We start from the raw sequence: 14,279 nt of genomic DNA on the forward strand, positions 1-14,279 counted from the left end.
CGCATGAGCGACTCACTGGAACTCAGCCTGGACGGCGTCGAACGCCGCTCGCTGGCTGACTTCACCGAACAGGCCTACCTCAACTACTCCATGTACGTGATCATGGACCGTGCCTTGCCGCATATCGGCGATGGCCTGAAGCCGGTGCAGCGCCGCATCGTCTACGCCATGAGCGAGTTGGGGCTGGATGCCGATGCCAAGCACAAGAAGTCGGCGCGCACCGTCGGTGACGTGCTCGGCAAGTTCCACCCCCACGGCGACTCGGCCTGCTACGAGGCCATGGTGCTGATGGCGCAGCCGTTCAGCTACCGCTATACCCTGGTCGATGGCCAGGGTAACTGGGGTGCGCCGGACGATCCGAAGTCGTTCGCCGCCATGCGTTACACCGAGGCACGCCTGTCGCGCTACGCCGAAGTGCTGCTCAGCGAGGTTGGCCAGGGCACCGTCGACTGGGTGCCGAACTTCGACGGCACCTTGCAGGAGCCAGCCGTGCTGCCGGCACGCCTGCCCAACATCCTGCTCAACGGCACCACCGGTATCGCCGTGGGCATGGCCACCGACGTGCCGCCGCACAACCTGCGTGAAGTGGCCAGTGCCTGCGTACGCCTGCTCGACGAGCCCAAAGCCACCATCGAGCAGTTGTGCGAGCACATCCAAGGGCCGGACTACCCGACCGAGGCCGAAATCGTCACGCCGCGTGCCGAAATCCTCAAGATGTACGAAAGCGGCCGTGGCTCTATCCGTATGCGCGCGGTCTACCGCGTAGAAGACGGCGACGTCGTCGTCACCGCGCTGCCGCACCAGGTCTCCGGGGCCAAGGTGCTGGAGCAGATCGCAGCGCAGATGCAAGCCAAGAAGCTGCCGATGGTCGCCGACCTGCGCGACGAGTCGGACCACGAGAACCCGTGCCGCATCGTCATCATCCCGCGCTCCAATCGCGTGGATGCCGACGAACTGATGCAACACCTGTTCGCGACTACCGACCTGGAAAGCAGCTACCGGGTCAACGTCAACATCATCGGCCTCGACGGCCGGCCGCAGTTGAAGAACTTGCGGGCGATCCTGGTGGAGTGGCTGGAGTTCCGCACCAACACCGTTCGTCGCCGCCTCCAGCACCGCCTGGACAAGGTCGAGAAGCGCCTGCACCTGTTGGACGGCTTGCTCACCGCGTTCCTCAACCTGGATGAAGTGATTCATATCATCCGCACCGAAGAGCACCCCAAGCAGGCGCTGATCGCGCGCTTCGACCTGACCGAAATCCAGGCCGACTACATCCTCGAGACCCGCCTGCGGCAGCTGGCGCGCCTGGAGGAGATGAAGATCCGCGGTGAACAGGACGAGCTGCTGAAGGAGCAGGCCAAGCTGCAGGCGCTGCTGGGCAGCGAAGCCAAGCTACGCAAGCTGGTGCGCAGCGAACTGATCAAGGACGCCGAAACCTACGGTGACGACCGCCGCTCGCCAATCGTCGAGCGCGCCGAAGCCAAGGCCTTGTCGGAAAACGAACTGATGCCGACCGAGCCGGTTACTGTGGTGCTGTCGGAAAAGGGCTGGGTGCGCTGCGCCAAGGGCCATGATATCGACGCCACCGGCCTTTCCTACAAGGCTGGCGACGGCTTCAAGGCCGCCGCTGCCGGGCGTTCCAACCAGTTTGCCGTACTGATCGACTCCACCGGTCGCAGCTACTCGCTGGCGGCCCACAGCTTGCCATCGGCGCGTGGCCAGGGCGAGCCGCTCACCGGCCGCCTGACGCCGCCACCGGGGGCCACGTTCGAATGCGTGTTGTTGCCCGAAGACGACGCGCTGTACGTAGTGGCTTCGGATGCCGGCTATGGCTTCGTGGTCAAGGGTGAAGACCTGCAGGCCAAGAACAAGGCCGGCAAGGGCCTGCTCAGCCTGCCCAACGGGGCCAAGGTCATGACTCCGCGCCCGGTGGCCAATCGCGAGCAGGACTGGCTCGCAGCCGTGACCACCGAAGGCCGCCTGCTGGTGTTCAAGGTCAGCGACCTGCCGCAGCTGGGCAAGGGCAAGGGCAACAAGATCATTGGCGTGCCGGGCGACCGGGTAGCCAGCCGTGAAGAATATGTCACCGATCTGGCCGTGATTGCCGAAGGCGCGACCCTTGTATTGCAAGCGGGCAAGCGTACCCTATCTTTGAAAGCGGACGACCTGGAGCATTACAAGGGCGAGCGCGGACGGCGCGGCAGCAAGCTGCCACGCGGGTTCCAGCGTGTCGACGGGTTGCAGGTGGAAGTGCCGGCGTAATCGGCAGAAATGTCTGGAACGGCAATTTCAGCGCCGTTCCGGGCAGAAATGCTGGAGTCGGACGGTTATTTCGCGGATGATATGGCCCCTGTGGTGCCGGCGTGGCCGTGTGCACGTTTGAATTTATATGTATCACTGCGGTGTGCCTGTAGGCGGCCGCCTGGATGGGATGATGAAATTTCTGCGCCTTCCATTTGCGCTGTTGATGACTGGCCTGCTGGGCCTTGGCGGGTGCACCATGCACCAGCCGGTTGCCCTGTACCAGCTAGACAGCGGTGATCCTGGCCAGCCGTCGCAGAGTGCCGGCATGGCCGTGGTGCTTGGCCCGGTATCGGTGGCCGACTACCTGCAGCGCGAGACGTTCCTGCAGCGTCAGACCGATGGCAGCCTCAGTGCGGCGACCGACGGTCGTTGGGCTGGCAGCCTTTCGTCGGATATCGACCAGCTGCTGGTACGTCAATTGGCTTGGCGACTGGACAGCCAGCGGGTAGTGCTGGCCCCGGCGACTGCTGGTTTTAGCCCCGACGTGCAAGTCTTGTTGTCGATCACTCGCCTGGACTCGGGCAAGGACCAGCCGGCCATCCTCGACGCCCAGTGGCGTCTGCTGGACCGTCGTGGCCATGTGCGTGACAACCGTATCGTTCACCTTGAGCAGCCGCACGAGGGCAGTGAGTCGTCGCAGGTGCAGGCCCAGGGCCAACTGCTGCAAAAACTGGCCGAGCAACTGAGCACGGCGTTGAAGCCGCTGGCCAACCAGCCGGCCATTGCCGAGGAGTCGCCTAAAAAGCCCGCTGCTCCGGTGCAGGTGAAGAAGGCGCCGGAGAAGTCCAAGATTCCGATGGCTTCGCCGATCCGTACCGACATGGAAGTCTATCGGTTCTGATCGAAGTGCCACAAAAAAGCCCGCATTGATGCGGGCTTTTTTGTGGCTTTCTGAAAGTGCCGGGGCTGCTGTGCAGCCATCGCCAGTTGTACGGGAACCAGGCTTGCCGACGATGGGGCGCTAAGCGGCCCCAGGCTGACTACCTCAGGCCCTACGCTCGTGCATCCGCGCCAGCTGGCGTTCCAGCATCGATGGGTAGGGCTCCATCAGGCGTTCGACGCAGCAGGCACCCTCCGGGCTGGCAATCGGGCGGATACGCGCGCGCTGGCGAATCAGCGTGTCATCGCTGATCGGGCGCTCCACCAGCAACAGGTTGCGGCTGTGCTGCGACAGCGCCAAGGCATCCTGGGCCTTCTCTGCCATCAGCAGGTCGACCAGTTCCAGCCCGTGCAGGTCGTTGCCCAGCGCCAGACCAAGCTGCAGTTGCAAGGTGATGCCACTGTCAGCCACCTCGATTTGCAGCGCATGGCCCAGGGCCCGCAACAGTTCGCCGCAGCAAATGGCGTTGGTCAGGTAGTCCTCGCCACACACACGGCTATGGAACAGTACCAGGGTACTGCCGTCGTTCAGCGTATGGGTTTCACCGTCGTAGAGTGAGGCCGCGTGCTCCAGGCAATCGCTGTAGCGCTCGGTTAGCTCAGTCAGGCGTGTCCGTGGCAGGCGGCGCAGTTGCTCCTGCGAACCCAGCTGTACGGCGAGCACGGCGCTGAATTGAGGCTCGTCAGACTCGACCACGGCGGCTTTTGGTGCATTGTCGTCGTCCAGCAGGCCGGCGAAGGCCTCATCGTCATCTTCGTCTTCCACGGCGGTTACCCGGGTGCGCGGCACAGCCTTGGGCGCCGGGGCCGCGTCTTGCAGGTCGTCGAACTGCTCGTCGTCTTCTTCCTCAGGCTCCGGCTCCGGCGGCGGTGGTGGCGCCAGGCGCGCATGCAGCTGGCGAGCAATGTCGCCGATCTCGTCCTGGCGGTCGGTGGCCGGGGTGTAGTGCTGCGGGTCGCGCAGCCACACCCGTAGCTGCAGCAACGGCAGCGTGATGTGGCGGCCTTGGCGCAGGCTCAGGGTTAGTGCCAGCACCAGCAGAATGGCGGCCAGGATGCCCATGCTCTGCAGGCTGATCAGCATCGGTTGCTGGAACTGGCTCATGTCCAGGCTGATGCGCAGTTGCCCGGCAGCCACGTCCTGGAAGCTGATTTTGGTCTGGTACACACCTTCGGCCTCGCCCAGCAGGCCATTGCGTGGGCGCTGGCCAGCCTCGGCGAGGATACGGTTGTCCACGCTGTAGATCGCTGCATGGGCTACCAATGGGTTCTTCACCAGGTTGCCCAACAGCACATTGAGGCTGAGGATGTCATTGGCTACCAGCAGTTCGGTCGCCGAAGTGGCCGTCTGCGTTGTCAGGCTCTGGCCCAAGGCATCGGCCTGCTCATGCATGGCCTGCTTGAACTGCAGGCCCATCACACAGGCGTAGATCACCAGTGCCAGCGCCACCAGGAAGATGTTGGTGCAGGCGATGCGCAGTGCCAGCGGCACGCGACGTTGACTCAGGGCACGATAGATCATCAGGAAGAAGTTGTCTGGTTTGACGGGCGTGGGCCGGTTCACTGAGCTCGGCTCTTTATGGCTTGAAAGTGGGGGGAGTATAGCGAGCCGGGTTTTGTCGGCAAAGTATCGTTGGCGCCCGATGGTCATGGAAAATCGGTAGAATGCGCATTTTTCATCGAAGCCGGAGCCAGGTTGTGCGCGAAATCGTCCTGATCAACATCACCGGTGAGGACCGTCCAGGTCTCACTGCCGCTATCACCGGCGTCCTGCTGCAGGGCGGTGTGAGCATCCTCGACATCGGCCTGGCGGTCATGCACGGCACCTTGTCATTCGGCATCCTGGTCGATATCCCGGACAACGAAGTGGCGACCGCACTGCTGCAAGGCGTGCAGGCCAAGGCCCATGAGCTGAACCTGCAGGCACGCTACACGCCGATTTCCGAGGCGGATTACCAGCACTGGGCCGATGGCCATGGCGAGGCGCGCCACATCGTTACCTTGCTCAGCCGCAAGATCACCCCCGAGCAACTGCAGCGGGTGAGTGCGGTCATCAGCCAGTACGGCCTGACCATCGAGCGTATCGAGCGCCTGTCGGCCCGTGTGGCGCTGGATGCCCACACCGACAAGGGTAAGGCGGCCGTTGAAATTTCCGTACGTGGCGTGCCGAGCGACGCCCAGGCCCTGCGTGCCGATTTCTTTGCCTTGGCTGAAGAGTTGAGCATCGACATTGCCTTCCAGAAGGACGACCTGTTCCGCCGTAACCGCCGCCTGGCGGTATTCGACATGGACTCTACCCTGATCGAAGCCGAAGTCATCGATGAACTGGCCAAGGCCGCTGGCGTGGGTGAACAGGTGGCGGCGATCACCGAGCGCGCCATGCGTGGCGAACTGGACTTCCGCGCGAGCTTCAAGGAACGCATGGCACTGCTCAAAGGCCTGGATGTAGGCGTGCTGGACGAGATCGGTGCATCGCTGCGCCTGACCGAGGGCGCCGAGAACCTTTTCGCCGAGCTCAAGCGCCTGGGTTACAAGACCGCGATTCTGTCCGGTGGCTTTACCTACTTTGCCCGCCAGGTGCAGGCGCGCCTGGGTATCGACTATGTATTCGCCAACGAATTGGAAGTGGTCGATGGCAAGGTGACTGGCGTGGCGGTCGAGCCGATCGTCGATGCCCAGCGCAAGGCCGAGCTGTTGCAGAAACTGGCGAGCGAGGAAGGCTTGCAGCTGGAGCAGACCATTGCCGTAGGTGATGGCGCCAACGACCTGCCGATGCTGTCGCTGGCCGGCCTGGGCGTGGCATTCCGCGCCAAGCCACTGGTGCGCCAGTCGGCCAAGCAGGCGATTTCTACCCTGGGGCTGGACGGGGTGCTGTACCTGCTGGGCCTGCGCGACCGCGACGCGCGGGGCTAGTTTGCCGTCTAATCTGCAGCGCCTGTGAAATCGAGCGCCGCCCGTGTGGCGCTCGATCTTACAGGCGCAAAATAAACCCCGACATGCACCCCAATGCTAAAACCGTAATCAAGCCTGCGCAGGCGCCGCCAACGACTGCCCCATGCGCACTGCGGAGCCAGCGCCGAGGCTTTCAGCCCACTTCACCTGCTCCGGCCCAAACAGCACGATGGCGGTCGAGCCCAGCTTGAAGCGGCCCAGCTCGGCACCTTTCTCCAGGTGGATCGGCGCACGGCTGGCTTCGTCGTAACGGAAGGTCTTCAGCTCGCGCTTTGGCGGCGTCACCAGCCCGGCCCACACGGTTTCGATCGAGGCGACGATCATCGCACCCACCAGCACCACGGCCATCGGCCCGCGCTCCGTATCGAAAAGGCAGACCACGCGCTCGTTACGAGCGAACAGCTCGGGGACGTTCTCTGCGGTGGTCTGGTTGACCGAGAACAGCCGGCCCGGCACATACACCATTTCGCGCAGGGTGCCGGCCAGCGGCATGTGCACGCGGTGGTAGTCCTTGGGGGACAGGTAGATGGTGGCAAATTCGCCGCCCATGAACGGCGCGGCCATGGCCGGATCACCGCCCAGCAGTTCCTGAGCGCTGAAACCGTGGCCCTTGGCCTGGAAGATGCGGCCGTGCTCGATCGGGCCGAGCTGGCTGACGGCGCCGTCGGCCGGGCACAGGATGGCGCCCGGGGTTTCGTCCAGCGGGCGGGCACCCGGTTTCAGGGCGCGGGTAAAGAACGCATTGAAGTGCTCGTATGCGCTCAAGTCCTCGACCAAGGCTTCGGACATGTTCACCTGGTAGCGCTTGGCGAACCAGGCGGTAAAGGCATTCTTGAACCAGCGCACGCGGCACTCGGCGATGCAGCCGGCCAGCCGGGACAGCAGGTGGTGCGGCAGCAGGTACTGGCTGATGATGAACAAACGGGATTTCATGCAGGTTCCTTAAACTTCTACAGGCGTGTCCGGGTGGTTGCCCCATTCGCTCCACGAGCCGGCGTAGGCCTTGACGCGTGGGTAGCCGAGGGCCTTGGCCACCAGATAAGTGAAGCCGGAGCGGCGGTGGGTCTGGCAATGGGTGATCACTTCCTTGTCAGGGGTGATGCCCAGTTGTTTGAGGACTTGTTTGATGTCCTTGCGAATGCGCAGGTGGTCGTTGAGGTCCATGCCGGCGGTCCACTCGAAGTTGATCGCCCCGGGGATGTGCCCGCCTTTGGCTGCCAGTACCTTCTCGCCGCTGAATTCCTGCGGGCCGCGAGCGTCCCAGATGACCAGGTCATCGGCGCCCAAGCGGCTTTGCAGGTACTCGCGGGTGGCGGTGGGGGCGGTGTCGATACGCAGGTGCACCGGGCTGTTGCCGCTGCCGGGCACTTCGGTGGAAAGCTTGTCTGCCGGCCAGGCCTGGATGCCGCCATTGAGGTAGTGGTAACGCGTGTGGCCGATCACGTCGAGTATCCAGATGAAGCGCCCGGCCCAGCCGCCGCCCTCATCGTCGTACACCACATAGACCGCATCGTCACGATGACCGAGTTCGCTGAACAGCTTTTCCAGATCACCCAGGGCTGGCAGCAACCCGGGCGCGGGTGGCTGGCCAAGCTGCGTGCGCTTGCCTTCGACAAAGCGCGCGCCAGGGATATGCCCGCTGACATAGCGGTTGGCGCTGCTCAGGTCGACCAGGATCAGCTGCGGTGAGTCCAGGCGTGGCAGCAGGTCTGCGGCGTCGATCACCAGCGGCAGGCCGGAAAAGTCAGTCATCCACGGTCTCCAGTGTGGAAAGAAGGGCGATTGTAGCGCAAGGCTCAGACTTTGCGGTTGGCAAACACCGACAGCGCCCGCTCGATGCATTGCGCGGTCTTGCCGAAGGCTTGCACGCTGATATCGGCCAATGGCCGGCAACCCTGGTCGGCCACCAGCAGCATCAGCACCTGGTCGTTGACCGCCAGCGAGCGCAGCAGCACATGTTCGCTGCGGAACAGGGCCCGCAGCGGTGCGGGTAGCAGAGCCGAGAACTGGCTGTGGTTTTCCGGGGTGATGCGCAATTGCCCGGCCTGGCTCAGCAGCTTTTGCAGCAGTTTGTTCTCCGATACCTGGAGCGCCAGCGCGCCAGCCTCCTTGGGCAGGCCGGCAATCTGCTGCACCCGCAGGGAGTCGCTGGCCTTGTCCAGGCCCAGCAGCATGATGCGTTGCATGCCGCAGGCGAGCAGGGCTTCCTTGGCCTGGGTGGCCAGGTGCACGGTATTGGTGAACGGGCTGGGTTGGGCCAGCAGGTGCTGGCACTGAGTGCGCCAGCGCGTCAGCTCTTCGCTGCTGGGCGGTGGCGGGGCCAGCATGTCCGGATGCGGGCGGCGCTGGTGCCACGGCCAGATCAGCGCTTCGGCCGGATGGAACAGCGCGTGTCGGGCGTGGCGCCGGGCGCTCGCGGCAGCCTGCTGGTGCACCTGCTGCTGGACGTCCTCCAGCGAGGTTTGCAGGTACAGCGCAGTCAGTAGCTGCCAGCGCAGCAGGTGCGGGTTGTCCCAGCCGACCTGTGCCGCCAGGGCCAGGTTGTTGGCCAGTAGTACGGTATTGGCCGGCTGGTTGAACCAGCGGCGCAGGCCGGGCTCGGCGTCCAGGCGGTGTTGCTGGCTGAGCAGGTCTTCGTCGCGGGCGATGCTCAGCACCTGGGCCAGTTGCTCGCGCTCTTCCAGCAGCAGGCGGTACCCCTGGGTGACCCACTGGGGCAAGCGCCAATACTCGGCCATGGTCCGGCACAGCGCCATGATGCGCACGCCAAACAGTTCTTCCTCGACGTGGGCGGCCTCTTCCCCTTTATGGATAACCCGCAACTCCCAGGTGTCGAGCAGCTTGGGGTAGGCGAGGGCTAGCGGCCAGAGGGGTGACAGGAACAACAGGCTGCCCCAGTGAATTTCCTGCCACAGCCGCGCCAGGCGACTGGCGAACAAGCCGCTGGCCTGCTGCGAGGCGTGTTGGCTGATCAGCTGGAACTGGCTGAGCACCGGCGGGATCTCTTCGACAGGCACCGCAGGCAGGCGCTTGAGCAGTTCTTCACTGCGTTCCAGGCCCAGGCGGTTGAGGGCGACTTCCAGGCTTTCGGCGGGCTCTGCCAGGCTCGCATTGGTGGGATGATTGGCTTCGCGCATCACCGACAGTACCAAGGCCGGGCTATCCTGCATCAGTTCGGCGATGTCGCGCAGTGAGCGGCGGCTATCGTGGATGGCGGCCATGACCCGGTCGTAGCTATGCTTCGGCACGGGAATACGAACGCTTTCGAGCAGTTTTACCCAGGCCTCTAGCGTACGCGGGGCCTGAGCGGGCACCTTGGTTTCAATTGGCATATTGACATCAGTCCGAACTGGCTTTTCGTATTATGTGGCTATAGTCTGGCGCAGTTCTGCCGATAAGTAGAAGAAGAGTTTTAAAGCTCTCGTCTCTCCCCTTGACCACGACAGCAAGTGCTTTGAACCTATGGCTAAAATTATCGGCATCATCGTCGTATTCGCGAGCGTGCTCGGCGGCTACGTGCTCTCCCACGGCAAGATCGCAGCGCTGATCCAGCCGTTCGAAGTACTGATCATCGGCGGTGCGGCCTTTGGTGCATTCCTGCAGGCCAACCCTGGCCACATGACCATGCACGTCATCAAGAAGTCGATGAAGATGTTCGGCTCGCGCTTCAGCCATGCCTTCTACCTGGAGGTACTGGGGCTGGTATACGAGATCCTCAACAAAAGCCGTCGCGAAGGCATGATGGCCATCGAGGCCGATATCGAGGACGCTTCAGCCAGCCCGATCTTTGCCAAGTACCCGACGGTGCTGGCCGACGAGCGCATGACCGCGTTCGTTTGCGACTACCTGCGCATCATGTCCACCGGCAACATGGCCCCCCACGAGCTCGAGGGCCTGTTCGACATGGAGCTGCTGAGCATGAAGGAAGAGCTGGAACACCCGTCCCACGCGGTGACCGGCATCGCTGACGGCATGCCTGGCTTCGGTATCGTTGCGGCGGTACTGGGTATCGTGGTGACCATGGCTTCGCTGGGCGAGGGTGACCAGGCGGCCATCGGCATGCACGTAGGTGCGGCGTTGGTCGGTACCTTCTTCGGTATTCTCGCGGCCTACGGCTTCTTCGGCCCGCTGGCCAAGTGCCTGGAGCACGATGCCAAGGAAGAGCTGAACCTGTACGAATCGATCAAGGCTTCGCTGGTAGCCTCGGCCTCGGGCATGCCGCCTTCGCTGGCTGTCGAGTTCGGGCGCAAGGTGCTGTACCCCAAGCACCGCCCGAGCTTCGCCGAACTGGAACAAGCGGTTCGCGGTCGCTGAGTCATGGAGAACAACCAGCCCATTATCGTCAAGCGCGTAAAGCGCTTTGGCGGCGGCCACCACGGCGGCGCCTGGAAAATCGCCTTCGCCGACTTCGCCACGGCGATGATGGCGTTCTTCCTGGTGCTGTGGCTGATGTCCACGGCCACGCCGGAACAGAAGATTGCGATTGCCGGCTATTTCAAGGACCCGATCGGCTTTTCGGAAAGCGGTACGCCCTATGTCATCGACCTGGGCGGCTCTCCTGAGCTGGCACCGGAAAAGACCATCAATCCGGAAGTGAAGTCCGAACCTACTCCTGACACCACGGTGGAGCTGAACAAGGAGCAGGTCGAGACCATGGCCGAGCAGGTCGAGCGTGAGCGCCTGGAGCTGCTGCTGCAAGAACTGCAGAACAAGGTGGAAGAGAACCCGCAGCTGCAGAAGTTCAAGGACCAGATCCTGTTCGAAATCACCCAGGACGGCTTGCGTATTCAGATTATGGACGCCGAGAACCGGCCGATGTTCGACATCGGCAGTGCGCGCTTGCAGCCATACTTCGAAGACATCCTGCTGGCCATGGCAGACACCATCAAGGCAGTGCCGAACAAGATCAGCATCAGCGGCCACACCGATGCCAAGCCGTACGCTGGCAGCGGCGAGTTCGGCAACTGGGAACTGTCGGCCAATCGTGCCAATGCCGCGCGCCGAGCCTTGGTAGCCGGGGGTTACCCGGATGGCCAGGTGGCGCGGGTGGTGGGTTACGCCTCGTCATCGCTGTTCGACCGCAAGGACCCGTTCAACCCGGTTAACCGCCGTATCGACATCATCGTGCTGACCAAGAAGGCCCAGCGCAATATCGAAGGTGAGCAGGGTGCGCCGGAAACACCTCCAGCTGCGCCAACTGCTCCTGCAGCGCCAGCCAGTGGTGCTGCGCCAGGGGCTTCGGCACCAGCTGCCCCAGGGGCAAGTGAACAGCCACCGATGCAACCGCGTGAGCTGCGCCAGAAGCTGAACATCTTTGAAGATGGCACGCTGAAGATGGATGAAACCAAGGAGCAGTAGCTCCTTTGGTGGCATCAGGGCTGACAGGAGCTTGGCGGAAAGATTGAAGCGCCTGTGAGAGCGATGCGCCGCGCGGGCGGCGCTCGATTTCACAGGCAGCGCAAAGCCCGCGGCGAGAGCAGCTGTTTCAAGTCAAGCTGGCGATGATCGAGCGGTAGCTGTTCATGCGCTGCGGCTTGATCCGCCCCTCGTCCAGCGCCTTGAGCAATGCGCAGCCCGGTTCGCGGTCATGCTTGCAATCGCGGAAGCGGCAGGTGCCGAACAGGTCGCGGAACTCGATGAAGCCATCCTCCACGTCGTCGCGGCTGACATGGCCAAGTCCGAACTCGCGGATACCCGGCGAGTCGATCAGATCGCCGCCGTTGGGGAAGTGGTACAGGCGCGCAGTGGTGGTGGTGTGAGTGCCCTGGCCCGACCATTCCGACAGGTCGCCAACACGGGTGCCAGCCTCTGGCAGCAGGCTGTTGACCAGTGATGACTTGCCCACCCCCGACTGGCCGACGAACACGCTGATGTGGCCGTCGAGCTGCTGTTGCAGGCGCTGCATGCCATCACCGTGGTGGGCCGAGACTTCCAGCAGCGGGTAGCCCAGCTCGCGGTACACCTGCAGCAGCGCATGCAGGCCAGGGCCGTTCTCGTCGTTGACCAGGTCGGCCTTGTTCAGCAGCAGCAGCGGGCGCAGGCCGGCGTGCTCGGCCGCTACCAGGTAGCGGTCGATCAGGTTCGGGTGTGGTTCCGGGGCCGGGGCGAACACGATCACGATCAGGTCGACGTTGGCAGCCACCGGCTTGAGTTGACCATGGTTGTTCGGCCGGCACAGCTCGGTGCTGCGCGGCATTTGCGCCACGATTACGCCGATGCCCTGGTTACCCGCACGCCACACGACACGGTCGCCGGTGACCAGCGCCGGCAGGTTGGCGCGCAAATGGCAGCGGAACACCTGGCCCGCGGTTTCGCCATCCTGGGCTTCAACTTCTACTTGCACGCCAAAGTGCGCGATCACCAGGCCCAATTGCTCTGGCCCCAGGTCGCCGCCTTCCAGTTCCTGCAGCACGTGCTGCTCGCGTTTGGCGGCGCGAGCGGCGCGCTCACCCTGGATTTTTTCGATCCGCCAGTTCTGGCGGCGATTGAGCTGGCGTTTGGCCATGAAAGTACCGTGAGAGAGGCCCGGGGTAGGGCATTGAAAACGGCATGCAGTTTAGCACGCCAGGCGTTGGACTATTTGGCTTACCTTGTGTGTTGTGGCCGCGCAGTGAATGGGCGCGCCTTGGCCACTAGGCTAATATGACGGCCTATATGAGGAGCCTCTGCATGCAAAACCCACAGAACCTGATCTGGATCGACCTGGAAATGACCGGCCTGGATCCGGACAGCGACGTCATTATCGAGATGGCCACCATCGTCACCGACAGCGAACTGAACACCCTGGCCGAAGGCCCGGTGATTGCCATCCACCACAGTGATGAAGTGCTGGCGCGCATGGATGAGTGGAACACCCGCACCCACGGCGCCTCGGGCCTGACCCAGCGCGTGCGCGAGAGCCAGGTCGGCATGGCCGAGGCCGAGGCGCAGACCATCGCCTTCCTTGAACAGTGGGTGCCGAAAGGCAAGTCGCCGATCTGCGGCAACAGCATCTGCCAGGACCGACGCTTCCTCTATCGGCACATGCGCAACCTGGAAAACTACTTCCACTACCGCAACCTGGATGTCTCCACGCTGAAAGAGCTGGCCGCGCGCTGGGCGCCAGATGTGCGTGACAGCTTCAAGAAGGGCAATACCCACCTGGCGCTGGACGACATCCGCGAATCGATCGCCGAGCTGCGGCACTACCGCCAGCACTTCATCAAGGTGTGAGCCGTAATGGCGCAGATATTCTGTCTGCGCCCCCTTTTGGTGCCTTGGGCAACTGGTTAGACTGCGCGCCCTTCTCGCACGGACCTGCACCATGTTGTTGATGCTCTACCTCATCGCCATCACCGCCGAAGCCATGACCGGTGCGCTGTCCGCCGGGCGTCGAGGCATGGACTGGTTTGGCGTGGTGCTGATCGCCTGTGTCACCGCCCTGGGGGGCGGCTCGGTGCGCGACGTGCTGCTCGGGCACTATCCACTGACCTGGGTCAAGCACCCTGAGTACCTGGTGCTGACCAGCCTGGCCGCATTGCTGACCATCTTCATCGCGCCGATGATGCGCCGCCTGCGTTCGCTGTTCCTGGTGCTGGATGCCCTGGGCCTGGTGGCGTTTACCCTGATTGGCTGCATGACCGCGCTGGAGATGGGGCAGGGCATGCTGGTGGCGTCGATCAGCGGGGTGATCACCGGGGTGTTTGGCGGGATCTTGCGCGACATCTTCTGCAACGACATCCCGCTGGTGTTCCGCCGTGAGCTGTATGCCAGCGTGTCGTTTGCAGCGGCTTGGTTCTACCTGGGGTGCGTATATTTCAAGGTGCCGGCAGAGCAGGCGATGCTGCTGACCCTGTTTGGTGGCTTTCTGGTGCGCCTGTTGGCGATCCGCTTTCACTGGGAAATGCCCAAGTTCCACTACAACGACCAGCAGTGACGCAGTTTGCGGGCGCAACATGCCCCCTGTGGAGGCAACTGTCTTGCTCAATTTCTAGAATCTAGCGCGATTCCCCTGTGGGAGCGGGCTTGTCCCGCGAACACGGGCGAAGCCCGTGCCATGCACTGTGTTGGATTCGTCGCGGGCAAGCCCGCTCCCACAGCTACCCCGCAGGCTTGAGGCTGATGCAGTACCAGGGGAAACAACTGGCTTGCTCAGTTTCTAGAAT

General features: G+C 63.3%; 12 protein-coding genes. 7 read left to right on the forward strand and 5 right to left on the reverse strand.

What is annotated here, in order from left to right; translation table 11 throughout:
• Positions 1 to 3: 3 nt before the first annotated feature.
• A complete protein-coding gene (gene parC, locus E8E68_RS07605; RefSeq protein WP_280340466.1) occupies positions 4 to 2,262 on the forward strand; it encodes a DNA topoisomerase IV subunit A in 2,259 nt (752 codons plus the stop codon).
• Between the two features lie 172 nt (positions 2,263 to 2,434).
• Positions 2,435 to 3,145 (forward strand): PqiC family protein, encoded by a 711-nt coding sequence (locus E8E68_RS07610; RefSeq protein ID WP_266032330.1) that lies wholly within the window; start codon positions 2,435 to 2,437, stop codon positions 3,143 to 3,145.
• A gap of 144 nt (positions 3,146 to 3,289) precedes the next feature.
• On the opposite strand, the gene E8E68_RS07615 is transcribed toward E8E68_RS07610, so the two are convergent.
• Entirely contained in the window at positions 3,290 to 4,747 is a 1,458-nt protein-coding gene (locus tag E8E68_RS07615; protein ID WP_266032329.1) for an AhpA/YtjB family protein, read from the reverse strand.
• Positions 4,748 to 4,881: 134 nt separating this feature from the next.
• On the opposite strand from E8E68_RS07615, the gene serB reads away from it, so the two are divergent.
• Positions 4,882 to 6,096 (forward strand): phosphoserine phosphatase SerB, encoded by a 1,215-nt coding sequence (gene serB / locus E8E68_RS07620; RefSeq protein ID WP_266032328.1) that lies wholly within the window; start codon positions 4,882 to 4,884, stop codon positions 6,094 to 6,096.
• Positions 6,097 to 6,204: 108 nt separating this feature from the next.
• Here the strand turns inward: serB and asd are convergent, their stop codons facing one another.
• From asd to E8E68_RS07635, 3 genes are read right to left on the reverse strand one after another with little or no spacing between them, the layout of a single operon-like run.
• A complete protein-coding gene (gene asd, locus E8E68_RS07625; RefSeq protein WP_266032327.1) occupies positions 6,205 to 7,068 on the reverse strand; it encodes an archaetidylserine decarboxylase in 864 nt (287 codons plus the stop codon).
• 9 nt (positions 7,069 to 7,077) lie between these two features.
• Positions 7,078 to 7,887 (reverse strand): rhodanese-like domain-containing protein, encoded by an 810-nt coding sequence (locus tag E8E68_RS07630; protein WP_266032326.1) that lies wholly within the window; start codon positions 7,885 to 7,887, stop codon positions 7,078 to 7,080.
• A gap of 44 nt (positions 7,888 to 7,931) precedes the next feature.
• Complete coding sequence (locus E8E68_RS07635; protein ID WP_280340470.1) at positions 7,932 to 9,467, reverse strand: HDOD domain-containing protein; 1,536 nt, start codon at positions 9,465 to 9,467, stop codon at positions 7,932 to 7,934.
• A gap of 130 nt (positions 9,468 to 9,597) precedes the next feature.
• Between E8E68_RS07635 and motA the strand changes: the two genes are divergently transcribed.
• Both motA and motB read left to right on the forward strand, forming a co-directional pair.
• The gene (gene motA, locus E8E68_RS07640) at positions 9,598 to 10,449 is read left to right on the forward strand and encodes a flagellar motor stator protein MotA (RefSeq protein WP_110745948.1); all 852 of its coding nucleotides are present in this window, start codon (positions 9,598 to 9,600) and stop codon (positions 10,447 to 10,449) included.
• Between the two features lie 3 nt (positions 10,450 to 10,452).
• Positions 10,453 to 11,493 (forward strand): flagellar motor protein MotB, encoded by a 1,041-nt coding sequence (gene motB, locus E8E68_RS07645; RefSeq protein WP_266032324.1) that lies wholly within the window; start codon positions 10,453 to 10,455, stop codon positions 11,491 to 11,493.
• 127 nt (positions 11,494 to 11,620) lie between these two features.
• Here the strand turns inward: motB and rsgA are convergent, their stop codons facing one another.
• Positions 11,621 to 12,640, reverse strand: a complete 1,020-nt coding sequence (gene rsgA, locus E8E68_RS07650; RefSeq protein WP_266032323.1) for a small ribosomal subunit biogenesis GTPase RsgA — start codon at positions 12,638 to 12,640, stop codon at positions 11,621 to 11,623.
• Between the two features lie 164 nt (positions 12,641 to 12,804).
• Between rsgA and orn the strand changes: the two genes are divergently transcribed.
• Both orn and E8E68_RS07660 read left to right on the forward strand, forming a co-directional pair.
• The gene (orn, locus tag E8E68_RS07655) at positions 12,805 to 13,347 is read left to right on the forward strand and encodes an oligoribonuclease (protein WP_266032322.1); all 543 of its coding nucleotides are present in this window, start codon (positions 12,805 to 12,807) and stop codon (positions 13,345 to 13,347) included.
• A 91-nt stretch (positions 13,348 to 13,438) separates the two neighbouring features.
• Positions 13,439 to 14,050 carry a trimeric intracellular cation channel family protein gene (locus tag E8E68_RS07660; RefSeq protein ID WP_021783871.1) on the forward strand — a complete coding sequence of 204 codons (612 nt, stop codon included), beginning with the start codon at positions 13,439 to 13,441 and terminating at the stop codon, positions 14,048 to 14,050.
• Positions 14,051 to 14,279 lie beyond the last annotated feature (229 nt).

Source organism: Pseudomonas sp. BN607, from assembly GCF_029871175.1.
In the GTDB taxonomy this organism is placed as follows: Bacteria; Pseudomonadota; Gammaproteobacteria; order Pseudomonadales; family Pseudomonadaceae; genus Aquipseudomonas.

What these genes read in the sequence shown, in the direction of transcription:
- parC (WP_280340466.1), top strand. Translation starts at nt 4, where the DNA reads ATGAGCGACTCACTGGAACTCAGCCTGGACGGCGTCGAACGCCGCTCG.
- E8E68_RS07610 (WP_266032330.1), top strand. Translation starts at nt 2,435, where the DNA reads ATGAAATTTCTGCGCCTTCCATTTGCGCTGTTGATGACTGGCCTGCTG.
- asd (WP_266032327.1), bottom strand. Translation starts at nt 7,068, where the DNA reads ATGAAATCCCGTTTGTTCATCATCAGCCAGTACCTGCTGCCGCACCAC.
- E8E68_RS07630 (WP_266032326.1), bottom strand. Translation starts at nt 7,887, where the DNA reads ATGACTGACTTTTCCGGCCTGCCGCTGGTGATCGACGCCGCAGACCTG.
- E8E68_RS07635 (WP_280340470.1), bottom strand. Translation starts at nt 9,467, where the DNA reads ATGCCAATTGAAACCAAGGTGCCCGCTCAGGCCCCGCGTACGCTAGAG.
- motA (WP_110745948.1), top strand. Translation starts at nt 9,598, where the DNA reads ATGGCTAAAATTATCGGCATCATCGTCGTATTCGCGAGCGTGCTCGGC.
- motB (WP_266032324.1), top strand. Translation starts at nt 10,453, where the DNA reads ATGGAGAACAACCAGCCCATTATCGTCAAGCGCGTAAAGCGCTTTGGC.
- rsgA (WP_266032323.1), bottom strand. Translation starts at nt 12,640, where the DNA reads ATGGCCAAACGCCAGCTCAATCGCCGCCAGAACTGGCGGATCGAAAAA.
- orn (WP_266032322.1), top strand. Translation starts at nt 12,805, where the DNA reads ATGCAAAACCCACAGAACCTGATCTGGATCGACCTGGAAATGACCGGC.
- E8E68_RS07660 (WP_021783871.1), top strand. Translation starts at nt 13,439, where the DNA reads ATGTTGTTGATGCTCTACCTCATCGCCATCACCGCCGAAGCCATGACC.